This is a genomic window from Nocardia sp. 852002-20019_SCH5090214, assembly GCF_001665865.1.
Lineage (GTDB): Bacteria > Actinomycetota > Actinomycetes > Mycobacteriales > Mycobacteriaceae > Nocardia > Nocardia nova.
Genome location: NZ_LZMK01000211.1, coordinates 13,321 through 39,432, shown reverse-complemented (window position 1 = coordinate 39,432; position 26,112 = coordinate 13,321). Strand labels below are relative to the sequence as shown.

The window sequence follows — 26,112 nt, the reverse complement described above, 5'->3', positions numbered from 1 at the left end:
GCACGAGAGTCAGCCGATGGTCCGGATCGATTCCCTGCGACGCATCGAGGAGTGGATCTCATGGTGAGGCGCATCGTCACGATCCTCGCGGTCGTGTTCACCGTCATGATCGCGACCCCGACGGTGGCCTACGGGCAGACCTACGGATTCGACCAGACCTGTAACGAGATTCACGACGATCTCGACGGTCTGGGCTTGCCCGGCGTATCGCTCGGCGACGCCGCCTCCGCGGCGTGCAAGGCCGGCAACGCCGCCACCCATCCCGGTGACGCCGCGAACGCGGTGAAGGACAAGGCGTGGGATTCCACCTTCGGCAAGGTGGTCGACTCGTTGATGAACGGTCTGGGCGAGGCGCTGATCCTGGCGCTCACCTTCTGGATGAAGGTGCCCAACGATCGCATCAGCGACGGAGGAGCGCTGTTCCAGAAGATCAACGACTACACCTATCAAGCGCAGATTCTGCTGCTGATCGTGTCGGTGATCCTGTCCGGCGCCAGACTCGCCGAAGCCAGACGCGGTGCGGCACTGAGCGAGGCCGCGGAATCGTTCCGGATGTTCGCCCGCGTGGTCTTCAGCTCCTGGATGCTGGGTGCGGTGGTGGTCGCGGGTACGCAGGCCTCGGACCGCTTCTCGCAGTGGGTGATCGAGGACGCCACCAACGGCAATGCCCGCAGCCTCGCCGAGTTGATGGTGAAAACCTCCAAGCTGCAAGCCTTTTCGCCCGGCCTGGTGCTGATCATCGCGATCGTCGGCCTGCTCGGCGCGCTGGCGCAGATCGTGCTGGCCATCGTGCGCCAGGGCATGCTGGTGGTGGCCGCGGGTGTGCTGCCGCTGGCCGCGGCGGCGTCGGGCACCAGTACCGGCCGCCAGGCGTATCCGAAGCTGATCGGCTGGATCATCGCGTTCATGCTGTGGAAACCGGTGGCCGCGATCGTCTACATGATCGCCTTCGTCACCGCCGGTGACACCAACTCGACGACTCCGACCTCGGGTCTGCCGGACGCCGACCAGGCGCAGCGGATGCTGGTCGCGATCGTACTGCTGTGCAGTGTCGCCTTCGTCCTGCCGGCGCTGATGCGGCTGGTCACCCCGGCGGTGGCGATCGCCGGCAGCGGTGGATCCGGCCTGGGCGCCACCGGAGCGGTGCTGCTGGGAGCAGCCGCACTGGGCGCGGTGGGTACCAAGGCGGTCGGCGTGCGCACGCAGGCGGCGGCGGGAGCGCCGGGATATGTGGGGCGCAACGGAGGTCAGCGTCCGCCCGGCGGTACCGGTCGCGGCGGCAGTCCCCGGCCCGTTCCGCCGCGCGGCCCGCGCCCGGGCGGCGGTGGCGGGGGTCAGCAGGCGCCCGCGAGTTCGCGCGCACCCGGCGGTGCCGCGGCGGTACCATCCGGCGCGTCGCGAGCCATGAACAACATCGCGACGGCCCGGGCCGCGGGCGCGCACCTCAACCGCGCCGACGAAGCCATGGGCGATATCGCCGGTGACCGCTGGACCAACCGCGCACCCGACCTCGGCAGGAGCACCATCCCGCGATGACGACGACCGACACCTACGAGCGCCGCTCGTACGGGCTGTGGCAGAAGCCCCGCAGCGCAGGCCTTTTCGGGTTGCGCTGGGGGGAGACGGTGCTCGGCTTCGTCGTCGTCATCACCGCCCTGATGACGGCGCTGGTCGCCGGGCCGAAACCGGCGCTGTTCGTCGCGATCATCGGTGTGGTCGTGATGGTTCCACTGGTGTGGCGGACGGGGGGCCGCTCCGGTTACGAGACGGGATTGATGATGTTCCATTGGTTGCGCGGTCGCAGCAAGGGCGAGCACGTCTATCGCGGCGGCCGGTTCTCCCGCATCCCCGGCGGCGTCGCGCGCCTGCCCGGACTGATGGCGCCCTCGCGGCTGTACGAGGGAATCGACGCCGGCGGCTACAGCTTCGGCATGATCCACCTGCCGCAATTCGCGCAGTACACGGTCGTGCTCCGGGCTTGGCCGCAGGGACACGAGGCGGTCGACCAGCCGGTGATCGATCGGTGGGTGTCCGCCTGGGGAACCTTCCTGGCCTCGCTGGGCCAGACCTCCGACATCGTCGCGGTGGTTCCGGTGATCGATACCGTGCCGGAGACCGGAAACCGTTTGCTCACCGAGGTTTCCACCATCACCCGGCCGGAATCGCCGGCGCTGGCGCAGCAGGTGATGTACGAGCTGGCGACCGAATTGCCGCAGGAGCGCGTGCAACTGCTGCCGCGCGTGGCGATCACGTTCAAGGCCACCACCGCCGAGCGACGCAAGAATCCGGCCGAGGAGGCCGTCGAGATCGGTCGCCGGCTGCCGGGGATCTGCGCGGCGCTGGCCGAAGCGGGCGTGCGGGCGCAGCCGATGTCGGCCGACGAGGTGATCTCGTTCATCCGTCGCAGCTACGACCCGGCCGCGCAGGCCGATCTGGAAGTGGCCGCCGGCGAGATCGGCGGGCACGGGCTGGATTGGGCCGACGCGGGCCCGATCTCGCACGAGGAACGCTGGGATCAGTTCATCCACGACGGCGGCCGCTCGGTCACCTGGGAGATGGACGCCGCACCCGAGGGCGCGGTCGACGAGCGGGTGCTGCAGCGCCTGCTGGCACCGAATCCGGAGGTCCCGCGCAAGCGGATCGCGATCGTCTACCGTCCGCATTCGGCCGCCGACGCCGCCGAGATCGTGGACGACGACTACAAGAACGCGCTGGTCGCGCAGCAGAGCGAACGGGGCGTGGTCTCCGCCTCGGCGACGCTGCGGGTGGGCGCCACCCAGCAGGCGCGTGAGGAACAGGCGCGCGGTCACGGCGTGACCCGATTCGGTGCGCTCGTCACCATCACCGAACCGCTGCGCGGTGATCTGCCGCGGATCGAAGCCATTACCCGCGACCTGTCCACACAGGCCCGGTTGAAGATCCGGCGTTGCTACCGCTACCAGGCGGCGGCCTTCGCGGCCTCACTCGGCTGCGGGGTGATCCTGCCGGAACACGCGAGTATTCCCAAGGCATTGGCGGGGTGAGCGCAGATGGCAGGTGAGCACGAGCCGCCGGTTCGCTACCGGGGCGAACCACCGCGCTACAGCGAACGGGTGGTGGATCCGGAGAACCCGGTCCAGGCCCGGCCGCGCACGCGCACGGGCCACGACGACGAATGGGGCATCGAGGCCTACGCGCCCGGCCTGCCCCGCTCGGAATACGGTGGCGCACCTGCCGATTGGGACGACGTACCGCTGCGCCCGGCGCGCCGGCGAGCACGACGCGAGGAGGGTGAGCGCACCCGACCGGACGCCGCCGCGCCCCAGGAACGCGGTGGGCGCGCGACGGGGCACTCGCGCACGGATGCCGGCGCGGACGGTTCGGGACGCACCCGAGGAACGGCTCCCCGGCGGGAGACCGAGCGTCGCCCGGCACCCGAACCGGACGTGAGCGGCGGTGCGCCGCACCGTGGTTCGGGCAGTGACCCGATCTCCGGCGAGCGCGGCTCGGGAAGTCCGCGGCGGCGCGGTGACGATGCGGCGAGGCCCGGATCCGCCGGGGGCGACCGTGCGATGCGGCGGGCCGAGTCGGAGCCGGGGCGTCGTCGTCCGGCGGACGGCGACCGAGACGGATCGGCCGGGCGCGACGGGAACCGCCGCGGGACCGGCGATGCGGGCGGCGCCCGCGGCCGTGCGGGCGGGGATGGGGTGGAGTCCGAGCGGAACCGGGGCGGCCGGTCGACATCGGAGTCGGCGCGCAACCGGTCCTACGGTGGCCGGGACATCGACCGGTCGAGCACGCACCCGGGCCGTGATACCGGATCGAACGGTGACGCGGCACCGCGAACGACCCTGTCCGAGAACGACGAGACGCGCGACGACGTCGCGACGACCCGCACGGCGACGCCGCGAGCCGGTCGCCGGGTCGTGGGCGCGGAGGACAGCGCGGACCGTGAAAGCCATGGCGCCGAACGCGATACGGTGACGCCGACGACGGCGAGCGGCCTTCGACAGCAAGGGGCCGGCACGGCCGAGGAGTCCGGGCGGGACGGGAGCGCGGCCGGAGCGGTTCCGCCACCGCCCGGAGATGCGGACTCGCCGACCGCGACGCGCCCGGCGCCGAGCGACCACGACTCACCGGACCAGGGTGCGGACCTCGTGGACGGCGACCGCGCCGCTCGTGCCGAGGAGGCCGAGCGGGACGCCTCCACGGACCGCACCGAGTCCGCGCGCACCCGCGCGAGCGGTCGAGCCGGTGCGGCGGACGGCGCCGCCGCCGACGACCGGACCGCGGCACGCTCCGGCGGCGACACCGCGTCCGCGTCCCGCGTCGCCGACCACGATGCGCCGCACGACAATTCGGCCGGTGCCCGCACCCGGCGCCGGGTGAGCGGGCCGGAGGACCGGTCCGACGATCGAGAGATTTCCTATGCGCATGGCACCCCGCACTCGGCCGAGCTGCCGGCCGGATTCGACCAGGTATCGCCCGAGACGCGCGGAGGGCGCTACATGACCGGCGACTACGAGCCGGCGCCGCGGCGGAGTACGCGCACCGAATACAATTCGGGGTCGTCGCGCCGCCGGACGGAAGCGCCCGCGCGGCGATCCGGCCGGGGACAGCGCACGCTCCGTGATCGCAACGGCTCCAAAATGGCGTCCTACGAACAGCTTTCGCGGACCGCTCGTGCCGACGCCGAAGCGGGCAATCGGCGGGATCGGCGCAGTAAACCGGTCAAGAAGAAGAATCAGGGCCCGCCTCTGCTCGACGATGCGGCCCGGGCGCGGCTGGAGGCGGTGGCCCGCGAGGGCGCCGGATTGCGCGCCGCCTGGGCGGCGTTCCGGATTCGCACCGACGACCTGCGCCGCGTCAACGCCGCGGCCCGCATCGAATCGGTCGTCGAGGACGGATTCGACCGCGGCACGGCGCAATTGACCGATCGCGGCTATGTCGGCCCCGGCGGCGGCCGGATGAACGTGGTGGGCCGCCCGGTCGAATACCGGGCCACCACCGCGCAGGTCGCCGGACTGTGGCCGTGGTCGGTGGGCGCCGGCGCCCCGCTGATCGGCACCCCGCTCGGCTCGCATCTGCACACCGGCGCGCCGGTGTGCTTCGACCCGATGAACTGGTTCATGCGCGGCAGTTTCATCACCGCCCCGAGCCTGTTCGTGCTGGGGCTCAACGGTTTCGGTAAGTCGTCGCTGGTGCGCCGCATCGTGCTCGGCGGTGTGGCCCAGGGCATCACGCCGCTGATCCTGGCCGATGTGAAACCCGACTACCGCAAGCTGGTGGAGATGGTCGGCGGCCAGGTCATCGATCTCGGCTACGGCCACGGCAAACTGAATCCGCTCGCCGGTGGTGTGCTCGGCTCGATCGTGCCGCTGCTGGACGACCTGCCCGCACTGCAACTGCAGGTGACCCAGGAATTGCGGGCCCGCCAGGTCACGTTGATCGCGGGTCTGGTGGAACTCGTGCGCGGCGCCCGCGTGCGCGACTACGAGGAGACGTTGATCTCCACGGCGCTGCGCATCCTGTACCGCGAGGGCAGCGGCTTCGCTCCGGAATCGCCGCCGATCATGGAGGATCTGCTCGAGGTGGTGGTCGGCGGCGGCCAGGAGCTGATGCTCGATGCCGGCGCCGACAACGCCGAGGAATACCACGAGGCCACCAAGGGGCTGCGGCGGTCGCTGCGCGCACTGACCCAGGGACCGTTCGGCGCGGTCTTCAACGGTCAGACCACGACACCGATCGACACCTCCTCGGTGGCGGTCTGCATCGACGTCTCGCACATCCCGACCGGGGACAAGAAGCTCAAAGCCGGTGTGATGCTGGCCTGCTGGGCCGACGGCTTCGCCTCGGTGGAGGCCGCGCACGTCCTCGCCGACGGCAAACTGGGACCGCAGCGCTACTTCCAGGTCGTCATGGACGAGCTGTGGCAGGTGCTGGGACTGGGCGACTTCATGGTCGACCGCGTCGACGAACTGACCCGTCTGCAGCGCGGCATGGCGACCTCGCTGATCATGATCAGCCACACCATCAAGGACCTGCAGTCGCTCGGATCCGAGGCCGCGATCGCCAAGGCGCTGGGCTTCCTGGAACGCGCGCGCGCCAAGATCTTCGGTGCGCTGCCACCCGAGGAGATCAGCCGCCTGGACTCGACGATCCCGTTCACCTCCGCCGAGGAGGAGATGGTCACCAGCTGGTCGGCCCCGCAGGCGCTGACCGGCGAGGCGCTCAAACCCGGCCAGGCCCGACCGCCCGCGCCCGGCACCGGAAAGTTCCTGCTCAAGATCGGTGAGGATCGCCGCCCCGGCATCCCGTTCCATATGGAGTTCACCGTGTCGGAAAAAGAGAGCGGAATCCACGAGACCAACCAGCGTTTCAGCGAATTCACCGAATCCACGGCCCGGCGGGGCGACGAGGGGAGTGCCGCGTGATGCCGCACAGGTCATACCGAAGAGTGTCGCCGCAGGTGCGGAAGGCGGCGGTGGAGCAGGTCGTCGCGCTGACCGACAAACTGCGCAGCGAGTCGGAGGCCTGCCGGGTCGTCGCCGAACAGATCGGCGTGCACACCAATTCGGTGCGCAACTGGGTGCGTGCCGCGGAGGGGCCCAGCCTGGAACGGATGGACGCGGTGGCCCTGCGCCGCAAAGTGGCGCTGCTGCAGCAGCAGTTGGCGGCCGCGGCGGAAATGAATCGCACCCTGGTGGAAACCCTGAACGAAACCCGCCGCGCGACATGACGGGTGCGCGGTGAACGCGAAAACCCTCACCGCCCTCGTCCTCGGCGGTGTCGTCTCTCTGATCACCCTCGTGGTGGTGATCGTGTTGCCCTCCTCGGAGGATCCGTGCGCCGATCAGCCGACCGCGCCCGGTTCCGGCCTGCCGGACACCTCCGGCGCGCCGTGGGCAGCGGGGGCGCCGGAGTCGGGCTCCACCACACCGACCGCCACGACGGACCCGCGCGGCTCCACCTCCGCCTCCACCAGTGCCGCCGATATCCCTGCGGCACAGGCGAATCCGAGTGCGACCGGCGCGCCCTCGCTGGCCGCGGGGATCGCGCCGATCCGGCGCACCTGGCCGCTGCCGGGCGGATCCTTCACGGTGTCGGACACCTTCGGTGCGCGCGGAGGCACCCATCTCGGTGTGGATCTGGCCGCACCGGACGGCACCCCGGAGTTCTCGGTGGCGGACGGCGTCGTCGTCGCCGCCGGTCCCGCCTCCGGCTTCGGCAACTGGATCGTGATCGACTCCGTCGACGTCAACGGCCGTCCCTTCTCCGCCGTCTACGGCCACGAGTGGGCGAGCGGGGTGAAGGTGCGGGTCGGGCAGCGGGTGCGAGCCGGTGAGGAGATCGGCGCGGTCGGGTCGGCGGGCGAATCCTCCGGTCCACATCTGCATTTCGAGATCGTGCCCGGCGGGCGCCTGACCGGCGGGCGTCAGATCGATCCGCTGCCGTGGCTCGACGGCGCGCTGACACCCAATGCCGGTGGCGCCTTCCCGTATTCGACGAACCCGCTGTGCAGCCGCGGATTCGGCAGCGCCGGCGGCGCGCTCGCCGACGGCAAGGTGCCGCCGGAACTCGAAATCTGGTATCGCCGTGCGGGTTCGCTGTGCCCGGAGATCACCGCCTCGGTGCTGGCCGCGCAGGGCCGTCAGGAATCCGGATTCCAGCGCGGGCTCACCTCGCCCGCCGGCGCCGAGGGACTGGCTCAATTCCTGCCCACCACAGCGCGGGCCACCGATCCCGACGACGGGCGGCCGTATCTGCTCGACGCGGACGGCAACGGGCAGGCCAGTCTGTGGGACGACGGCGACGCGATCATCGCTCAGGGGCGCTACATGTGTTCGATCGCCCATCAGGTCGAGCGGTGGATCGGCGAGGGCAAGGTGCACGGTGATGTGGTGCCGCTGTCGCTGGCCGCCTACAACGCCGGCGAGGGTGCGGTCCTCGCCTCGGGCGGGATGCCCAATCAGGTGGCCGCGCACTTCTCCGAAACCCGGCCCTACGTCACGAATATCCTCGCGATGGAGGCGCAGTACCGGGCGCCGGGATCGATGGGCCGATTCCAGCCCGGTCACGGTTCGGCGGGCGCCGATATCCTCGCCGCGGCCCAGCAGTGGATGGGCACCCCGTACGTGTGGGGCGGCGGTGGCCCGCAGGGGCCGACCGGCGGTGGACTGGACGGCCCGGGGCTGACCTCGGCCGCGGTGTTCGCGGCGTCCTCGGGCGCGAAGACGTTGCCGCAGACCGCCGAACAACAGTGGGAGGCGGGGGTCGAGGTGCCGATGCGCAACGCCCAGCAGGGCGATCTGGTGTTCTCCCGCTTCGGGGTGCGCGGGCCGGCCGAGGTCGGCATCTACGCCGGCAACGGCCGGATGATCCGTTCCACCGACCCCTCGGGCGTGAGCGAAGCGCCCGTGCCCGGCGACGCGCGGTTACGGAGGGTGTTGTGACGGTACGACGATCGGGACACGCCGGGATCGCCGGATCGCCGGGAGTCGCCCGGCACCGACCGGGACCGATAATCTGGAGACAGCGTCCGGAGTTCCGGGCGCCGGGCCGCCGACCTACGGGACGGGCCGTCTACGCGAACCTGGTGGTGATGCTGGTGGTGAGCGTCGCACTGCTGTCCGGCTGCGCGGGCGGGTCCGAACGAGCCGAACCACCGGCGGCCACGTCGACTCCGCGTCAGCTCGAGGCCGCCCCGGCACCGGATCCCGGCACTCCCGACGGCGTCGCCGTCGCCGCGCTGCGCGAGATCTTCACCTGGTATCCGGCCACCGAGACGCAGGGCGCCTCGCTCGCCCGGGCCCGGAAGTGGCTGGGCCCCAGCCTGCTTCGCACACTCGACGCACCGCCGGGCGAGGAGACTCCGAAACCGACGCTGCGCTGGGCCGAATGGGGGCGTTCGGGTGTGCGCGTGGAAGCGTTCACCTTCGCATCCGGCGAGCAGGCCCCGGGCAACGGCGATTCGGACCACCAGCAGTTCAAGATCGGTATCGAGCAGACCGCCGTGCACACCGACGGTACCCGCGAGACGCTACCCCCCACGACGGTGATCGCCACCGTCGTCCGCACCCCCGACGGCTGGCGGCTCGACGGATTCCGTTGAGCCGCAGCCACATACTCGGTCATTCCAGGAGGCGAGATGGCGAAGAAGGTGAAGGACCCGGCCGATCCGGGACCGGACCTCGCGCTGTATCTGATCTACATCGGTTTCGCGGTGGTCGGCACCCTTTGGGGCGCACTGCATCTGGGCAACAAGCTGTCGACGGTGCCCCAGGACGTGCCGATCAATCCGATCGCCTGCATCGCGAAGATCGCGCGGGGACAACTGACGTGGCCGACCGCCTCCACGGTGATCGTGCTGCTCGTCGTGCTCGTCGTCGTCGGCATCGTGTTCATGCGGCGGGAGATGAAGAAGCGCCGCAGCCGCGGAAAACTGCCGGTTGACGACAAGGCCCAGTACATGGGGAGCGGCGGGGCGATCGCGGCACTCACCGAGGCCGGGGTGCGGGACAAGGCCCGGCAGTTGGGCGTGCGGCTCGGCTACGAGGATTCGCCCGGCGTGCCGATCGGTGTCGGGGTGATCGATGGTGTGATGCTGTTCGGTTCGTACGAGGATTTGCATCTCGACATCTGGGGCCCCCGCCAGGGTAAGACCTCCGCGCGGGTGATTCCGGCGATCCTGTCGGCGATCGGCCCGGTCCTCGTCACCTCCAACAAGCGCGATGTGGTCGACGCGACCCGAGATGTGCGGGAGAGCAAGGGTTCTCGCACGTTCGTCTTCGACCCACAGGGCGTCGCGGGTGAAGAGCACGCCCTCTGGTATTGGGATCCGCTGGGCTGGGTGGACGCCCGGCACGAAGGATGTGAGATGCGAGCGGCACGACTCGCAGGTCACTTCGCCGACGCCGACGACGGTGGCGAAGGTACCCCCGACAGCTTCTTCGACCCGGAGGCCGAAGATCTGCTGGCGGGTATGTTCCTCGCTGCCGCCGTAGCCAACCGGTCGATCACCCAGGTATGGGACTGGGTGACGGATCCGAGCGACACCGAATCCGTCCAGTTGTTGCGCGCCGCCGGGCACCATTACGTGGCCTCGGGTCTGGCACAGCAGTACAACGCCTCCGAACGGGTCCGTGACAGCATCTTCGGTACGGCGAAGAAGATGGTCCGCTGCCTGAAGTTGTCGAATGTGCACCAATGGGTCACGCCGGGCACCGATCGCTACGCGTTCGATGAATGGGACTTCCTGAACCGCAACGGAACCCTGTACTGCCTGTCGCTGGAGGGCCGCGGTTCGGCCGGCCCGCTGGTCAGTGCCCTCACCGAAGCGGTCGTCGACGTCGCGATGCGTAAGGCGACCCATGAACACATGGGCCGGCTCTCCATTCCGCTGCTCGCGGTGCTCGACGAGGCGGCCAACATCGTGCGCTGGAAGGATCTGCCGAAGCAGTACAGCCACTTCGGATCTCGCGGCATCGTCGTGATGACCGTCCTGCAGTCGTGGGCGCAGGGCGTGCGGTGCTGGGGTCAGGCCGGTATGGAGGCGCTGTGGGCGGCGGCCAATATCAAGGTCCTCGGCCCCGGCGTCGACGATATGGCATTCCTGGCGGCCCGTTCGGAGGCGATCGGCGACTACGACTCCATCTCGTCGTCGGTCTCGGAATCCAAAGGCGGCAAGAGTTATTCGCGTTCGCTGGGCTCCTCGCGGACCCTCAACGCGAACGCGCTGGCAACCCTGCCGCGCGGGCGGGCCGTGGTGTTCTCCTCGGGTGCGCCCGCGGTGCTCGTCCGGACCGTGCCGTGGTGGGAAGGGGAGTACGCTGCCGAGGTGCGCAAGTCGATCGAACAGCATGATCCGCAGCGTCGCACCACGATGAGCGACCTCGTGGGTGAGCGGACCGTCCTCGACGGCGGATCGATGCCCGGTGAGCCGCCCGAGACCTACGGACAGCCCGAGGAGGTTCGCCCGCTGTGAACGACCAGCCCCAGGACATGATCTACTCGAACGTGGTCGAGTTCGTGGAGAACTACCTCAGCCTCGTCTACCGGCGTCAGGTCACCGACCTCACCGATACGGTGTGGTGCCCCGAGTGGTGGAAGCACGCCGAGGCGGCCATGCGCCTCGAAGCACTCTGGCGCGCATGGGAGTACCTGCGCCAGGATCCGCAGACGGGGATGAGTGTGTGGTTCCTCGACCACGCGGACCCGCATATGGGGCGGTTGTTCGATCCGCGCGGGCCGTTCAAATACTGCAGTGTCCGCAACGGCCACAAGGATATGCTCAGCCCCCTCCCGCTCACCCCGCCGCAGCAGGGCATGTTCGGCGAACCCAGCAAGGCCGACCCGAACAAGGGCTGATCCGCGACCCGTCTCCGCGAGAACGACCGTCGCCGAAAACGACTGTGCCGCCACCCGTTCCGGGTCGGCGGCACAGTCGTGAGCGGGTTCGTCAGCGAGAACGATCGCGGCCGCGTTCGCGTTCGCGCATCCGCTCGTCGTGTTCACGCGCGCGGGTGACCCGCGGCGGTTCCTCCGGCCGGGTGCGGACCGCGGCCTGCGGCGGCTGCGCCTGACTGACGTCCATGAGCATGCGCACGGCCGCCAATTCCGGCGCCACCCCGACGCGGGACAGATGGGCGGCCAAGGCCTGGCGCCGCTCGGGGGAGTCGTAGCGGGTCAGTTCGCGTTCACGCGCCTTCTGCCGCTCGGCGGTGCGGGCGCCGCGCGCCACCCGGGAATGTTCCAGGCGGTCCTTCTCCAGCGAGATACCGCGTTCCAGGGCGGGCCGCTCGAGCATCCGGGCCAATTCCAGGTTGCGCGGATCCTTCGCCTTGGCTTCGCGAGCCTCGCGCAGCAATCGCTCCCGGGTCTCCTTGACCCGCTCCTGGGTGACCTTCACGCGCGCTTCGGCTTCTCGCTGACCACGTTCGCGGGTGCGCAGTGCGACCAGTGTCGCAAGCTGCAACATTTGCCTCATCAAAGCCGCTGTCTCGCGGCCGATGTCGTCGAGTTCCTCGGCCATTGCCTGCTCCCCGATGCTGCAGTTGTCTCTGTGGACGATTGTGGTGCTTCGTATCGGACTCCGCCACACGAACGGTCGATCCGTGGTGGCGGCGCCCCACCTTCAGCGCTGTCCGTTCTATGAGGTTACCAGCGCGGAGCAGGGCAGCCTAACCCCGGATCCGGTCCATCGCAGGCGGATCCGGGCCCGCGCCGGGGATCAGCTCAGCTGCATCGTCTTCACCGTGACCGGCTGCTTCGGCGCGCCGTCGCCGGTCGACGGGTCCTCGACGCCGTCCTTGGCGATGGCGTCGAGGGTCTTCAGCCCGGCCTCGTCGACGGTGCCGAAGATGGTGTACTGCGGCGGCAGCTGGGAATCGCCGTAGACGAGGAAGAACTGGCTGCCGTTGGTGTCGGGGCCGCTGTTGGCCATCGCCACCACACCACGCTTGTACTGCACCGGAACCCGCTGGGCGTTGGGGTCGCCGGGCGCGAATTGGTCGGTCGGGTACTCGTTGGGGAAGGCATAACCCGGCCCACCGTTGCCCTGACCGCTCGGATCACCGCACTGCAGCACCTTCAGTCCCTCGCCGGTGGTCAGGCGGTGGCAGGGGGTGCCGTCGTAGAACTTCTGCTGCACCAGGCTGACGAAACTGTTGACCGTGCAGGGCGATTCACCGGCGTTGAGCGAAATGCCGATCGGCCCCCGGTTGGTGTCGACGGCGACCTTCGGCGAGTCCGCGGTCGAGACCTCCGCCTGCTCGGGCTTGTGCACCGGTTTGGCGGCCTGGCCGGCATCGGTGTAGGCGCAGCTCACCGTCGCGGTCTTGGGCTTGGCCTCCGGCGGGGGAGCGGCCTGCGGGGTGGACGAGAGCGAGGCGTCGGGGGTCTTGGCCGCGGCGTTCGCGGTGTCGTCGCCGCGGGTCAGGTAGTAGATCCCGACGCCGGCCGCGACGACCACGACCACACCGAGCGCCGATCCGGCGATCGCCAGCTGCTTACGCTTGCGCGCACGCTGCGCCTGTCGCTCCAGTCGGCGTTCCAGCTTGCGCTTGGCCGCCGCTCGTCGCTGTTCGTTGGTCGGCACTACCCGGTCCTCCCGTGTCGGTTGCGTATCGGCATAAGAGTGTGCCATCACTTCCTGAGACGACCCCTAACTTCCCCGGATCGTTCCGTACAATCGCGCTGCTCGGCCTCGTGCTGGGTGAACCGGTTGGACTTGCCGCGTCCGGGTGGGGGAAACTGGACCATTGTGACCAAGACCAGCAGCTTCACCGCCCCGAAAGGGATTCCGGATTATGTGCCGCCCACCTCGGCGGAGTTCGTCGCCGTACGGGACGGGCTCGTGCACGCCGCGCGACTGGCCGGATACGGACATGTGGAGTTGCCGATCTTCGAGGACACCGCGCTGTTCGCGCGCGGTGTGGGCGAATCGACCGATGTGGTCACCAAGGAGATGTACACCTTCGCCGACCGCGGTGAACGCAGTGTGACCCTGCGGCCGGAGGGTACGGCCGGGGTCATGCGGGCGGTGATCGAACACGGCCTCGACCGCGGTCAGCTGCCGGTCAAGCTGTGCTATTCCGGCCCGTTCTTCCGCTACGAGCGGCCCCAGGCCGGACGTTACCGGCAGTTGCAGCAGGTGGGCGTGGAAGCGATCGGCGTCGACGATCCGGCGCTGGACGCCGAGGTGATCGCCATCGCCGACGCGGGCTTCCGGTCGCTGGGGCTCGAGGGCTTCCGGCTCGAGATCACCTCGCTCGGCGACGAGACCTGCCGGCCGCAGTATCGCGAACTTCTCCAGGAGTTCCTGTTCGCCCTGCCGCTGGACGAGGAGACCCGCCGCCGCGCCGAGATCAACCCGCTGCGGGTGCTCGACGACAAGCGCAAGGAGGTCCGCGCCCTCACCGGCGAGGCGCCGCTGATGCTCGACCACCTCTCCGACTCGGCGAAGGCGCACTTCGAGCAGGTGCTGGGCCACCTGGACGCGCTCGGCGTGCCGTATGTGGTCAACCCCCGCATGGTGCGCGGCCTGGACTACTACACCAAAACCACGTTCGAATTCGTGCACGACGGCCTGGGCGCGCAGTCGGGTATCGGCGGCGGTGGGCGCTACGACGGGCTGATGGCGGAACTGGGCGGCCAGCCGCTGTCCGGGATCGGGTTCGGACTCGGTGTCGACCGCACCATGCTGGCGTTGCAGGCCGAGGGTAAGGCCGCGGGCGAACCCGCGCGGGTCGATGTGTTCGGGGTGCCGCTCGGGGAGGCGGCGATGGCCCGGCTGGTGGTGCTCGCGGCCGACCTGCGCGCGGCCGGGATCCGGGTCGACCTGGCCTATGGCGGGCGTGGCGTGAAGGGCGCGATGAAGGCCGCCGACCGGTCCGGTGCGGCGTTCGCGCTGGTCCTCGGCGACCGGGACCTGGCCGACGAACAGGTGGGCTTGAAGGATCTCGGCTCCGGTGAGCAGCGCCAGATCCCGCTCGCCGAGGTGGTGGCGCAGGTGTCGGCGGCGCTGGGCGCGCAGCGGTAGTACGGCGCGGCCTAGTGAACGACGCGAATTCCGCGGCGCAGCAGCCGGTCGGCCTCGACCTCATCGCACCGGAGCTGTACGCGCCGATGCTGCGGCGGCTGGCGCTGGGTGCCATCGGTGCGGGTGTCGTCGTCGGCGTGGTGGTCGGGCTGGTCGTGAGCTGGCCGGCCGGTGTCGTGGTCGGCGCGGTGCTCGGCGCGCCGACGGCGATCTACGCGCTGGCGGTGCGGCGACGGCGAATGTGGTTGTCGGGCACCGTGATCGAGGCTCGGACGCTGGTGGGGCGACGGCGGCTCGACGTCGCCGCGGCGACGGGTGTCGAGGTGCTCGTGTATCCGGGACGGCTGAGCCGGATAGCGCTGCGGATCACCGCGGGTGGCCGGACCCAGACCGTGCCGCTGGCCATGTACACCGACGCCGGCAGCGGACGTGAACTGCACATCCTGGGATTGCGGAAGCTCGCCGACGCGCTTTCCTCCACCGAGTTGGCCGCCGCGCTGGCGCTGTCCGGATTGCTGGTCGGACAGTTGCGGGCCGAGGCTCGGGACGCCGGACTGGAGGAGCGGCCGCTGTATCGGGCGGTGCAGCTGGTGCGGGCGCGCGATATCGTGCAGCCGGTGCGGCTGAGCGACAGTGACATCGCCACACTGAGCCGAGATATCGCTTCCTGAGCGGCGATCGGTATGAAACGGACATAATTCGTCGGCTCGGAGCGCCGCGCGAACGATATGCCGTCACGGTTCGATAACTGGGTTCCGATCGGGAGCAGCACAGGGCGAATCAGCATTTGCCCCGGTGGGCAACCTCTCGGCTTACTCCGCCGATTGTGATTCGCAGCTCCTGACCGGGGCTGTGACCACACCGGTATCCGGCAAGTCCGGGGTTTGACTCTTTCATGTCTGGAAATACTGATGCGCGCAGCGAACACTGAGAGTCGCAAGTCTTTCAGGATCGGAAGAGTTCGAACGAAGGGTTCGCCATGCATACCATCAAATTCCGCAAAGCAGCCGCGGTTGCCGCCATTGCAGTGGCCCTCGGTGCTGTCGTCGCCCCCGCCGCGTCTGCCGCGACCCCATCGGGCACCTCTCCGACGGCGAGCGACATCGACGGTTCCGTCGCGATCTGCGTCCCCTTGGGCAGTGTCGTATTCTGCATCTGAGCTACCGCGAGAAGGGGTGCCGCCGGAGGGGCGGCGCCCCTTCTCCGTGCTGTGAGTGGCGGGCGAGACCCCGGGCGGATCATCGAAATCGGTTGCGGGACGGTACCGATGCGCTAGCGCTGTCTGGTTGCTCACGGTGCCGGCTTTCGGCCGGTGAGGGTCGTTAGGGTGAAGATCGAAGCCGACCGTCGAGTTCTCGTGAACAAGGAGTTGTCGTGAGCAATGCCACCCGCACGCCCGTGACCGTCACCGTCACCGGAGCCGCCGGTCAGATCGCCTACGGGTTGCTGTTCCGCATCGCCTCCGGCGCCATGCTCGGCCCGCAGACGCCGGTGCGGCTGCGGTTGCTCGAGATTCCGGCGGCGGTCGGCGCCGTCGAGGGCGTGGCGATGGAGCTCGAGGACGGTGCCTTCCCGCTGCTCGATTCGATCGATATCAGCGACGATCCGTGGGTGGGATTCGACGGCGCCTCGGTCGCCGTTCTGGTCGGCGCCCGCCCGCGCACCGCGGGGATGGAGCGTTCGGATCTGCTGGCGGCCAACGGGCCGATCTTCACCGATCAGGGCGCGGCGATCAATGCCAGCGCGGCCGGCGACGTGAAGGTGCTGGTGGTCGGAAATCCGGCCAACACCAACGCCTTCATCGCGATGAGCAACGCACCCGACGTCCCGGCCGCGCGCTTCACCGCGTTGACCCGGCTCGACCACAACCGGGCCATCGCCCAGCTCGCCGCGCGCAGTGGCGCCCCGGCCGCCTCGATCACGCGAATGACGGTGTGGGGCAACCACTCCGCGACGCAGTATCCGGATATCAGCCACACACTGATCGGCGGCCAGCCCGCCGATCGCGTGGTCGATGATCCGGCCTGGGTGCGCGAGAGCTTCATTCCCACCGTCCAGCAGCGCGGTACGGCGATCATCGCCGCGCGCGGGGCGTCCTCGGCGGCCAGTGCGGCGAGTGCGGCCATCGACCACATTCACGATTGGGTGCTGGGCACGCCGGCCGGTGACTGGGTGTCGATGGCGGTGCCCTCCGACGGCTCCTACGGGGTGCCGGAGGGGCTCATCAGTTCGTTCCCCGTGACGTGCGCCGGCGGCGAGTACTCGATCGTGCCGGATCTGGAGATCGACGAATTCTCGCGCGAGCGTATCGATCTCAGCGTTGCCGAGCTGGCGGCCGAGCGCGAGGCGGTGATCGATCTCGGCTTCGCCAAGCGCGGCTGAGCCGATCGACCGCTCGCGCCGCCGATCACACCTTGGCGATGACCTTCTCCGCGTACTTCTCCAGATGTGCGATCTTGTCCGCGAGCGGCTCGGTGTCGTCGCCGGCGACGTAGGGGTAGCGGAAGCCGACGATCACGTCGGTGACGCCCTTGTCCTCGAGCCGCTTGATGCCGTCGGTGGTGTAGGCGTCCAGCGAGGCCGCATGAATCTCGAACGGCGTGGACGCGTCACGCTCGGAACGCAATTCGTTCAGCCGGGCGAGCATGCGGTCGAGATCCTCCGGATCGCCACCGGCATGCATCCAGCCGTCGCACAGGCGCACGGCGCGCCGCAACGCGGCATCGCTGTGGCCGCCGACCAGGATCGGCAGCGGTTCGGTGGCACCCGGGGTGATCTTGATCTTCGGGATGTCGTAGAACTCGCCGTGGTATTCGAAGTACTCGCCCCGCGAGAGGCCGCGCACGATTTCGATGCATTCGTCCATGCGCTTGCCGCGCCGCTCGAACGGCACCCCCATGATCTGGAAGTCCTCGGGCCACGGGCTGATGCCGACCCCGAGCGAGAAGCGGTTGCCGCTGAGGTAGGCGAGCGAGGCGGCCTGTTTGGCCACCAGCACCGGCGGGCGGATCGGCAGTTTCACCACGAAGGGGGTGAACCGCAGCGTGGTGGTCACCGCCGCCAGCGCGGCGGAGAGGATGAACGCCTCGATGAACGGTTTGCCGTCGAGGAATTCCCGGTTGCCGTCCGGGGTGTACGGGTAGGTCGAATCCGACTCCGCGGGATAGGCGACGCTGTCGGCGATGGTCATACTGTGGAATCCGGCCGCCTCGGCGGCCTGTGCCAGCGGTACGTAGTGCGCCGGATCGGTCATCGCCTCCGCGTAGGTGAAACGCATCGGTGGTCCTCTCGGGTGTTGCCGATATGAAACTAGAACAGATTCTAGTTGTGCTGGCGATCCTAGTGGGATAGGCAGTGCGTTGTCCCGAGTTCGGCCACTGATCGGGCTAATGAACCTGTTCTAAGTACGGCTCCCGACGACGAATGGCCCGGACCGTACGGTCCGGGCCATTCCGGGTCATGATTCGGCCGACGCGCCGCGGCGATCAGAGCTGGTCGTTCTCGTAATCGCTGATGAGCTCGTCGGAATGGGTCTGGCCGATGACCTCGGGCGCGGTCTCTCCCAGCGGGCCGGTGAGGTCGGTGTTGCCGGTGAGGCTCTGGTAGTTCTGCACCGTGCGGCCGCGCTCGTCGTCGGAGTTGCGCTGCCCGGCGGCCGGTGTGCCGCCGCCCATGAAACCCGAACCGGGCGTGCCCTGGCCGGGCATTCCGGGCATGCCCGGACCGAACGGCATCCCGGGGATTCCCGGCCGGGCGCCCGGAACCGAGGAGCCCAGGCCCGGTTTGGCCGCTGCGCCGCCACCGGACGCGGTGCCGCCGAGCCCGCCCATGAGGCCGCTCAGCCCGCCGCCGGCACCACTGCCGCTCATCGAACCCGGGTGCGCGCCGTTACCGCCGAAGGCGCTGGCATGCGTCGAAGCCCCGGGCAGGCCGGAACCGGTCAGGTCACCGAGACCGGCGGCCTGGGTGTCCGCGCCGCCGCCCGACAGCAGATTCTGGGCCTGCTCCACGATCGGCTGCCCGACGTTCTGCGCGACCGCCTGGGCGGCATCGGCCGCCTGCGGCGCGTACTGGCCGGCGAGCTGGTTGACCACATTCGCCAATTGGCCGGTGTAGCCGCCCAATTCGCCGCGGGTGGCGTTGACGATCGTGACCGCCTGGCCGAGATATTCGGTGGCCGTGGCGATCAGCGTGGCCTGACCGGGCGGAGTCAGGGCAACCGGCGCGAGCGCGGTGGCCTGAGTCGCGAACGACTGGGCGACCTGAGTGAGCTGGACGTTGCCGCGCTGCACCACCGCCGCTGCCTCGTCGGTGAGTTTCGAGATGTCGAAGCCGCGCTGGCTGGCGTCCTCACCGTGCGCCTGGACCTGTTGGCCCGCCGCCTGGGCGCTACCGGCCGACTGGCCCTGCCAGACCTGCTCGACCGACTTCATCGCGCCCATGCCGATCTGCATGGCGCTCTGGATGACCTGCGAGGACTGGCTGAGCAGATCGGCCGGATTCAGGGCCCCCATCACACCGGTGCCGAAACTCGACAGCAGGTCGAGGAACGGTTTGAACAGCACGTCGATACCCGGCAGCGCGGGCAGGGCCATACCGTTCATCAGCGCGGCCACCGGATCGGCGGGCATCGGCGGCAGATTCGCCGGCAATGCCGCGGCGACCGGGGCGCCGGCCTGCTGGACCGCGCCGGCGGCACCGTCGAGTGCGGCCGGCGCCTGGTTCAGCGCGGCCTGGGCCCCCTCGAGCACGTGCTGCGCGCCGGGCACTGCGCCGAGCGCTCCGGCGGCCTGATGCAGCGCCTCGTGGCCCGCGCCGAGCAGCGGCGACGCGGCGTCGCCCAGCACACCGGTATGGGCGTCGCCGGCATCGGGGGTGCCGGAACCTCCGCCGGGCAGGTGCGGAGCGCCGACTCCGTGGGAACCGTTGTCCTCGAACTCTTTCCGTGCGGTGGTGAAGGCCGGCGCCGATGCGGGCGGCGTATCCGGCGGCAGCTGCGGCAGCGGGATATCGGTGATCGGGCCCTGCTGTGCGGCCGAGGCCAGCACGGGATCCGGGGTGGATACCGGTGCGGCGGGCGCGATCGGTGAGGTGTCGGCGGCGGGTGCGGCCGGGGCGGCGATGACGCCGGAGTCGGTTCCGGAACCGATGGTGTGCACCGATCAGCCTCCGATCGCGTTGCCGATGGCGCCCAGGGCGCCGGCGGCGGCTCCGTCGTTGTCGCCGAGGATCGCAACGGTGCCGAATGCGGACTGCCCCAAGTGATTACATTTGGCCGACAGGTCGTTGACATCGCTGCAATGCAGTACCTGCGCGGCGGCGAACATCGCCAGATAGTCGGCGCCGATGAGCCCGAAAACGGGCGTCATCGCGGCTACATGCGTCGCGGTGTCCATATCGGCCGCTCCCGCGATTTCGGTTCCGATGCTCTGATGTGTCGCCCCGAACGCGCTGATCGCGCTCTGGTCGGCGGTGAGATCGCTCATCGAACTGCCCCCCAATCATCGTTGGTCAACTGAGTCGTCAACGTCGAACAAGCCTCGCGACCGGGCGTCGACCGGAGGCTGGGCTGGGCTCAATATAACCGACCCGGCCGACGCGATTCGAGTCCGACAAACTAGAACATGTTGCAAATTAGAACGGGTTCTATATTCTCGTCGCATGAAGGTCGCAGTCACCGGCGCAGCCGGCTTCCTTGGCACGAATCTGCTCCACCAGTTGGTGGAGCGCGGTCACGAGGTGACCGCCATCGACCGGGTAAGGCCCTCCGGCGCAACGGATCCGAGTGTGACCTGGGTGAGTGGCGACGTGCTGGACCCGGTGTCGATGCGTTCGGCACTGGCCGGGGCCGAGGTGGTCTACCATCTCGTCGCCGTGATCACCCTCGCGCATCGCAACGATCTGGCCTGGCGGGTGAACACCGAGGGAGTGCGGGTGGTGGCCGAAGCGGCACTCGCCGTCGGCGCCCGGCGCATGGTGCACGCGAGTTCGATCCACGCGTTCGATCAGTACACCTGCGGCGGCCGCATCGACGAGAATGCGCCGCGCTCGGTCGATCCGGGGTTGCCGGTCTACGACCGCTCGAAATTCCAGGGCGAGGTCGAATTGCGCGCGGTCGTCGACCGGGGGCTCGACGCCGTGATCTGCAATCCGACCGGTGTCTACGGCCCGGTCGACCACTCCGACTCCAGGATCAACACGACGCTGTGGGACGCCGCGCGCGGCCGGGTGCCGGTGATGATCGGCGGCGGATTCGATCTGGTCGACGTGCGTGACGTCGCCACCGGCCTGATTCTCGCGGGCGAGCGCGGGCGTACCGGCGAGAACTATCTGCTCTCGGGCGCGATGGTGACGATGCTCGAGGTCACCCAGCTCGCCGCCCAGGTCAACGGAAAGCGGGGTCCGCGCTTCGCCATCCCGGCCAAGGTGATCTCCGGTGCGCTGCCCGTGCTGGAACCGATCGGGAAGATGCTGGGCAGCGATCGGGTGTCGCGGGCGGCGATGGGCGCATTGCTGTCGGCACCCGTGATCGACGGAACCAAGGCGCGGACCGAACTCGGATACCTGCCCCGGCCGACCGAGGAAACCGTGCGTGACCTGGTGGCTTTCTATAAGGGTGAGTCCGTGCGCACGGTCGCGAGCAGTATGGCCTGAGATCGTTGCGGGGCCGGCGCCGCGGCGTGCGCGGGGTGCGTCCGCGGCGCGGTCCTTGACATCGTATCGAACGGGTGTTCGACTTGATGGGTGCGATGGCAGAACCAGAACCCGGCAGCCGACGACGGCGCGCTTCCAGGGCTGGAGCGTGCCGGTTTCGTCCGCAGCGTGCAGACGCCGGAATTCGAGGGCGTCACCTTTCACGAGGTGCTGTGCAAGAGCGCGCTGAACAAGGTGCCGCAGCGTTCGGCGGTGCCGTTCGAATGGACGATCAATCCGATGCGCGGCTGTTCACACGCTTGCAGATACTGCTTCGCCCGGCCCACCCACGAATATCTGGACCTGGACGCCGGCCGTGATTTCGACACCCAGATCGTGGTCAAGACGAATGTGGCCGCGGTGCTGCGCCAGGAACTGCGCCGTCGCTCGTGGCGGCGCGAGCCGGTCGCGCTGGGCACCAATACCGATCCCTATCAACGGGCCGAGGGGCGCTATCGCTTGATGCCGGGGATCATCGCCGCCCTCACCGACGCGGGTACGCCGTTCTCGATTCTCACCAAGGGCACGTTGTTGCGGCGGGACCTGCCGCTGCTCGTGCAATCGGCCCAGGTGGTCCCGGTGAGTCTGGCGGTGTCGATCGCGACGGTCGATGAAGAACTGCACCGCGCGGTCGAGCCGGGTACGCCCGGCCCGCGGGCGCGGTTGGAACTGGTGCGCGCGCTGGCCGAGGCCGGATTCGACGTGAACGTGATGGTGGCTCCCGTCATTCCGTACCTCACCGACGACGTCGCCCACCTGGACCGGTTGCTCGGCGCGATCGCGGCGTCCGGCGGGGCGCGGGCCACCGTGCTGCCCATGCATCTGCGCGGCAGTACCCGGGGCTGGTTCCTGCAGTGGCTGGCCGAACATCACCCGGCGCTCCTGCGGCGATACCGGCAGTTGTACGGTCGTGGGGCGTACGTCACACCGGAGTATTCTGCGTGGTTACGGCAGCGGGTGGACCCGCTGCTCACCCGGTATCGGCTCGACCGGCACCGGGAACGACCGGCACGGGGCCGGGCCGCGGGCCCCTCCGAGCCGGGCGATGACATACAGGCAGTACGGTCCGACCCGCAGTTGGCGTTGTTCGGTTGATCGCTCCGCCGGATACCGGCGGACCCACCGGCCCCTGGGGGCCCGGCCGCGTGCGGCCGAAATTCGTTGTACCGCATGCTCGCCGGGTTGTTCGTTCCACGGATTCTCCGGCGAGCCGCGGAGTAACTTGGCGTGTGGTACCTCATCCCTACGAGGAAGTGATGCAGGCGCATGGTGTCGAATCAGGGCGTTGACGGCCCCACCGGCAGCGAAAAATTGGAGAAGGTCGTCATCCGCTTCGCCGGTGATTCCGGCGACGGTATGCAGCTGACCGGAGACCGATTCACCCACGAGGCGGCCGCCTTCGGCAACGACCTCGCCACCCAGCCGAACTTTCCGGCCGAGATCCGAGCACCCCAGGGCACGCTCCCCGGGGTGTCGTCGTTCCAGATCCAGATCGCCGACTACGACATTCTCACCGCGGGCGATCAGCCCGACGTACTGGTCGCCATGAACCCGGCCGCGCTGAAGGCGAACGTCGACGATCTCGCACGGGGCGCGACGGTCATCGTCAATACCGACGAGTTCACCAAACGCACCCTCGCGAAGGTCGGCTACGAGCGAGATCCGCTGACCGACGACAGCCTCGGTGACTTCGTGGTGCACCGGGTGCCGATGACGTCGCTGACACTGGCCGCCACCGAACCGGCCGGAGTCGGCAAGAAGGACGGCCAGCGCGCGAAGAACATGTTCGCCCTGGGGCTGCTGTCGTGGATGTACGGCCGGCCGCTCGGCGGTACCGAGGCCTTCATGCGCGAGAAGTTCGCCGCCACGCCGGAAATCGGCGAGGCGAACGTATTGGCGTTCCGGGCCGGCTGGAACTACGGCGAAACGACCGAAACCTTCGCCACCACATACGAAGTCGCGCCCGCCGCGTTGCCGCCGGGCACCTACCGGCAGGTCACGGGCAATACCGCCCTGGCCTACGGCGTGATCGCGGCCGGGCAGCTGTCCGGGCTGCCGGTATTCCTGGGCACCTATCCGATCACGCCGGCCTCCGACATCCTGCACGAGCTGAGCAAGCACAAGAACTTCGGCGTGACCACCTTCCAGGCCGAGGACGAGATCGCGGGAATCGGTGCGGCACTGGGAGCTTCGATCGGCGGCGCACTCGGCGTGACCAGCACCTCGGGTCCCGGGCTGGCGCTCAAGAGCGAGACCATCGGGCTGGCGGTGATGACGGAACTGCCGCTGGTGATCATCGACGTCCAGCGCGGCGGGCCCTCGACCGGTCTGCCCACCAAGACCGAACAAGCCGATCTGCTGCAGGCGCTGTACGGGCGCAACGGCGAATCGCCCGTCGCCGTCGTGGCTCCCCGCTCACCGGCGGACTGTTTCGCCGCCGCGGTGGACGCGGCGCGGATCGCGCTCACCTATCGCACTCCGGTGCTGCTGCTGTCCGACGGCGCCATCGCCAACGGATCCGAACCCTGGTCGATTCCGCGGGTGTCCGACCTCGAGCCGATCGACCCGGCATTCGAGCCACCGGTGGACGACGGCGCCGCGGCCGGGGCACCGTTCCAGCCCTACGCGCGCGACCCGGAAACCCTCGCCAGGCCGCTGGCCAGGCCCGGCACCGGCGGCCTGGCCCACCGGATCGGCGGGCTGGAGAAGGCGGACGGCAGTGGCAACATCTCCTACGATCCGGCCAACCACGAACTGATGGTTCGCCTGCGTCAGGCGAAGATCGACGGCATCGCGGTGCCCGATCTCGAGGTCGACGACCCCGACGGCACCGCCGAATTGCTGCTGATCGGCTGGGGCAGTTCCTACGGCCCGATCGGTGAGGCGTGCCGGCGGGCGCGCCGCCGCGGCGTGCCGGTCGCGCAAGCACATCTGCGGCACCTCAATCCGCTCCCCGCCAATACCGGCGACGTGTTGCGGCGCTATCGCCGGGTGGTGGCGCCGGAGATGAACGGCGGCCAGCTCGCGCTGCTGCTGCGCGGCAAATACCTGGTCGACGTGCAGCCGTGGACGAAGGTGGCCGGGACCGCCTTCTCCGCCCAGGAGCTGGTCGGCGTCATCGACGCGGCACTGGACGGATCCATCGGCGAGCTGGAACAGAACAAGGCCTTCGATGCCCGGGCCCGGGCGACCTACCGCACGACAGGGGGATACCGATGACCATCCTCGACACCTCGCTCATCGGCGCCGATCTCGGCCTGACCGGCGTGTCCGGAGTACCCGGCGCCGAGGGGCCGCAGAAGGTCAAGGACTTCACGTCCGATCAGGAGGTGCGCTGGTGCCCGGGATGCGGTGACTACGTCATTCTCGCGACCGTCCGCGGCTTCCTCGCAGAGCTGGGTCTGCGGCGGGAAAACCTGATGTTCGTCTCGGGAATCGGATGTTCCAGCCGATTCCCGTACTACCTGGACGCCTACGGCATCCACTCCATCCACGGTCGCGCCCCGGCCATCGCCACCGGACTCGCGGTGACCAGGCCGGATCTGTCGGTCTGGGTGGTCACCGGCGACGGCGACGCCCTCTCGATCGGCGGCAATCACCTGATCCACGCGCTGCGCCGCAACGTGAACATGACAATCCTGCTGTTCAACAACCGGATCTACGGCCTGACCAAGGGGCAGTACTCACCGACCTCCGAATTGGGGAAGGTGACCAAGTCGACGCCGCTCGGTTCGATCGACCATCCGTTCAACACATTGTCGGTGGCGCTGGGAGCGGAGGCGAGTTTCGCCGCGCGCGCCCTCGACTCCGATCGCGCCGGCCTCACCGAGGTGCTGCGCGCCGCGGCCGAACACCGCGGGACCTCGTTCGTGGAGATCCTCCAGGATTGCCCGATCTTCAACGACGGCTCCTTCGACGCGCTGCGCCGCGACAACGCCGAATCGCACCTCATCCGCTTGCGGCACGGGGAACCGATCCGGTTCGGCGCCGACGGTGAATTCGCGGTGGTACGCAACGGTTTCGGGCTCGAGGTCGTCGCGACCGCGGAGGTCGCCGAGAGGGAGATCGTGGTGCACGACGCCCACTGCGAACGATCCGAATACGCCTATGCGCTCTCGCGGTTGACCTCCCAGGACCTGACTCACGTTCCGATCGGCATCTTCCGCGACGTCACCCGCCCCACCTACGACGACGGGGTCCGTGCGCAAACCGCGATGGCCGTCGAGCGCAAACCGGTTGGGCCGCAGTCGCTTCAGGACCTGTTGAACGGCAGGGAAACCTGGACGGTCGGCTGAGCCGGCCGGGCCGGCTCAGCGGTCGGCGACGAAGGCGTCGACCAATTTCTTGCACAGGTCCGCGAAACGGCTGCGGTCGGCCTTCTGTGCGTCGGTGAGTCCGTCGGTGCCGCCGGGGGAGTACACCACCAGATGCACATCCTGGTCGGGTGTGGCTCCCAGGAAGTCGAGCAGGGTGGATCCGCCGTTGCCGTCCTTGGGCATGCCCAGATCCGCTGCCGCCAGCTTCTTGGCGTCCTCGGCGGCGGCGTGGACGGCGTCGAGGGAGACGTGTCCGTTGCGCTGCCGCGGTGCCTTGTCGGCCGGACGATCCGGATCGGCGGCGTCGGGGCTGTCGACCGCATGCCCGTCGGAATAGACGAGCAGGGTCGGGACCGGGGTCACCCCGGCGTGCTCCCCGCCCGGGATCGTGGTCAGAGCCACCGACAGTCCGGCCGCGGGTTCGTCGGCCACGGCGGTCATCGCGCCGCCGGCGATCGTCAGCGCCGCGGCGCATACCGCCACGGCCGCCCGCACACCCGGCAATCCTCGTCTCGCACCGCCGAATTCCCGCACAGTGTTCACTTCTGCCCTCCACCCGTCTCGGTCTCGCCGACCATTGTGAAC

At 69.3% G+C, this 26,112-nt stretch carries 21 protein-coding genes; 15 read left to right on the top strand and 6 right to left on the bottom strand.

Features of this window, described 5'->3' with window-relative positions; genetic code table 11:
• The first annotated feature begins 60 nt into the window (after window positions 1-60).
• The 8 genes from A5780_RS16735 (at window position 61) to A5780_RS16700 (ending at window position 11,346) form a co-directional block, all read left to right on the top strand.
• Window positions 61-1,536: a hypothetical protein gene (locus tag A5780_RS16735; protein ID WP_064908900.1), complete on the top strand. Its 1,476-nt coding sequence runs from the start codon at window positions 61-63 to the stop codon at window positions 1,534-1,536.
• Entirely contained in the window at window positions 1,533-3,023 is a 1,491-nt protein-coding gene (locus A5780_RS16730) for an SCO6880 family protein (RefSeq protein WP_030513935.1), read from the top strand. The genes A5780_RS16735 and A5780_RS16730 overlap by 4 nt, the downstream gene beginning before the upstream one ends.
• A 6-nt stretch (window positions 3,024-3,029) precedes the next feature.
• Window positions 3,030-6,413, top strand: coding sequence for a hypothetical protein (locus A5780_RS41905; RefSeq protein WP_231982982.1), 3,384 nt, complete (start codon window positions 3,030-3,032; stop codon window positions 6,411-6,413).
• A gap of 35 nt (window positions 6,414-6,448) precedes the next feature.
• Window positions 6,449-6,718: a transposase gene (locus A5780_RS16720; RefSeq protein ID WP_227463133.1), complete on the top strand. Its 270-nt coding sequence runs from the start codon at window positions 6,449-6,451 to the stop codon at window positions 6,716-6,718.
• A gap of 10 nt (window positions 6,719-6,728) precedes the next feature.
• A complete protein-coding gene (locus A5780_RS16715) occupies window positions 6,729-8,432 on the top strand; it encodes a peptidoglycan DD-metalloendopeptidase family protein (protein WP_064908894.1) in 1,704 nt (567 codons plus the stop codon).
• A 149-nt stretch (window positions 8,433-8,581) separates the two neighbouring features.
• Window positions 8,582-9,091, top strand: a complete 510-nt coding sequence (locus A5780_RS16710; RefSeq protein ID WP_082940443.1) for a hypothetical protein — start codon at window positions 8,582-8,584, stop codon at window positions 9,089-9,091.
• 36 nt (window positions 9,092-9,127) lie between these two features.
• Window positions 9,128-10,963 (top strand): type IV secretory system conjugative DNA transfer family protein, encoded by a 1,836-nt coding sequence (locus A5780_RS16705; protein ID WP_063019269.1) that lies wholly within the window; start codon window positions 9,128-9,130, stop codon window positions 10,961-10,963.
• The gene (locus A5780_RS16700; protein WP_227463134.1) at window positions 10,960-11,346 is read left to right on the top strand and encodes a DUF4913 domain-containing protein; all 387 of its coding nucleotides are present in this window, start codon (window positions 10,960-10,962) and stop codon (window positions 11,344-11,346) included. Before A5780_RS16705 ends, A5780_RS16700 begins: the two co-directional genes overlap by 4 nt.
• A gap of 91 nt (window positions 11,347-11,437) precedes the next feature.
• Here the strand turns inward: A5780_RS16700 and A5780_RS16695 are convergent, their stop codons facing one another.
• Both A5780_RS16695 and A5780_RS16690 read right to left on the bottom strand, forming a co-directional pair.
• Entirely contained in the window at window positions 11,438-12,010 is a 573-nt protein-coding gene (locus A5780_RS16695; RefSeq protein ID WP_063019267.1) for a hypothetical protein, read from the bottom strand.
• A 198-nt stretch (window positions 12,011-12,208) separates the two neighbouring features.
• The gene (locus A5780_RS16690; RefSeq protein ID WP_030513943.1) at window positions 12,209-13,075 is read right to left on the bottom strand and encodes a peptidylprolyl isomerase; all 867 of its coding nucleotides are present in this window, start codon (window positions 13,073-13,075) and stop codon (window positions 12,209-12,211) included.
• Between the two features lie 165 nt (window positions 13,076-13,240).
• Here A5780_RS16690 and hisS point away from each other — a divergent pair, with 165 nt between their 5' ends.
• From hisS to A5780_RS16670, 3 genes are all read left to right on the top strand, one after another.
• Complete coding sequence (hisS, locus tag A5780_RS16685; protein ID WP_064902610.1) at window positions 13,241-14,518, top strand: histidine--tRNA ligase; 1,278 nt, start codon at window positions 13,241-13,243, stop codon at window positions 14,516-14,518.
• A gap of 14 nt (window positions 14,519-14,532) precedes the next feature.
• The gene (locus A5780_RS16680; RefSeq protein WP_063019261.1) at window positions 14,533-15,189 is read left to right on the top strand and encodes a hypothetical protein; all 657 of its coding nucleotides are present in this window, start codon (window positions 14,533-14,535) and stop codon (window positions 15,187-15,189) included.
• Window positions 15,190-15,892: 703 nt separating this feature from the next.
• Window positions 15,893-16,900 carry a malate dehydrogenase gene (locus A5780_RS16670; protein ID WP_063019259.1) on the top strand — a complete coding sequence of 336 codons (1,008 nt, stop codon included), beginning with the start codon at window positions 15,893-15,895 and terminating at the stop codon, window positions 16,898-16,900.
• Between the two features lie 25 nt (window positions 16,901-16,925).
• Here the strand turns inward: A5780_RS16670 and A5780_RS16665 are convergent, their stop codons facing one another.
• The 3 genes from A5780_RS16665 to A5780_RS16655 form a co-directional block, all read right to left on the bottom strand.
• Complete coding sequence (locus A5780_RS16665) at window positions 16,926-17,795, bottom strand: TIGR03619 family F420-dependent LLM class oxidoreductase (RefSeq protein WP_063014369.1); 870 nt, start codon at window positions 17,793-17,795, stop codon at window positions 16,926-16,928.
• 208 nt (window positions 17,796-18,003) lie between these two features.
• Window positions 18,004-19,677: a hypothetical protein gene (locus A5780_RS42790; protein WP_104365099.1), complete on the bottom strand. Its 1,674-nt coding sequence runs from the start codon at window positions 19,675-19,677 to the stop codon at window positions 18,004-18,006.
• A 3-nt stretch (window positions 19,678-19,680) separates the two neighbouring features.
• On the bottom strand, window positions 19,681-20,004 hold the full coding sequence (locus A5780_RS16655) for a type VII secretion target (protein WP_030513950.1): 324 nt from the start codon (window positions 20,002-20,004) through the stop codon (window positions 19,681-19,683).
• A 175-nt stretch (window positions 20,005-20,179) separates the two neighbouring features.
• Here A5780_RS16655 and A5780_RS16650 point away from each other — a divergent pair, with 175 nt between their 5' ends.
• From A5780_RS16650 to A5780_RS16635, 4 genes are all read left to right on the top strand, one after another.
• Entirely contained in the window at window positions 20,180-21,172 is a 993-nt protein-coding gene (locus A5780_RS16650) for an NAD-dependent epimerase/dehydratase family protein (RefSeq protein WP_064908893.1), read from the top strand.
• 90 nt (window positions 21,173-21,262) lie between these two features.
• Window positions 21,263-22,306, top strand: coding sequence for an Rv2578c family radical SAM protein (locus A5780_RS16645; RefSeq protein ID WP_063018873.1), 1,044 nt, complete (start codon window positions 21,263-21,265; stop codon window positions 22,304-22,306).
• 171 nt (window positions 22,307-22,477) lie between these two features.
• Entirely contained in the window at window positions 22,478-24,430 is a 1,953-nt protein-coding gene (locus tag A5780_RS16640; RefSeq protein WP_064906034.1) for a 2-oxoacid:acceptor oxidoreductase subunit alpha, read from the top strand.
• On the top strand, window positions 24,427-25,506 hold the full coding sequence (locus tag A5780_RS16635; protein ID WP_064906036.1) for a 2-oxoacid:ferredoxin oxidoreductase subunit beta: 1,080 nt from the start codon (window positions 24,427-24,429) through the stop codon (window positions 25,504-25,506). The genes A5780_RS16640 and A5780_RS16635 overlap by 4 nt, the downstream gene beginning before the upstream one ends.
• Before the next feature lie 15 nt (window positions 25,507-25,521).
• On the opposite strand, the gene A5780_RS16630 is transcribed toward A5780_RS16635, so the two are convergent.
• Window positions 25,522-26,070 carry a hypothetical protein gene (locus tag A5780_RS16630; RefSeq protein ID WP_082976515.1) on the bottom strand — a complete coding sequence of 183 codons (549 nt, stop codon included), beginning with the start codon at window positions 26,068-26,070 and terminating at the stop codon, window positions 25,522-25,524.
• Between the last annotated feature and the right edge of the window lie 42 nt (window positions 26,071-26,112).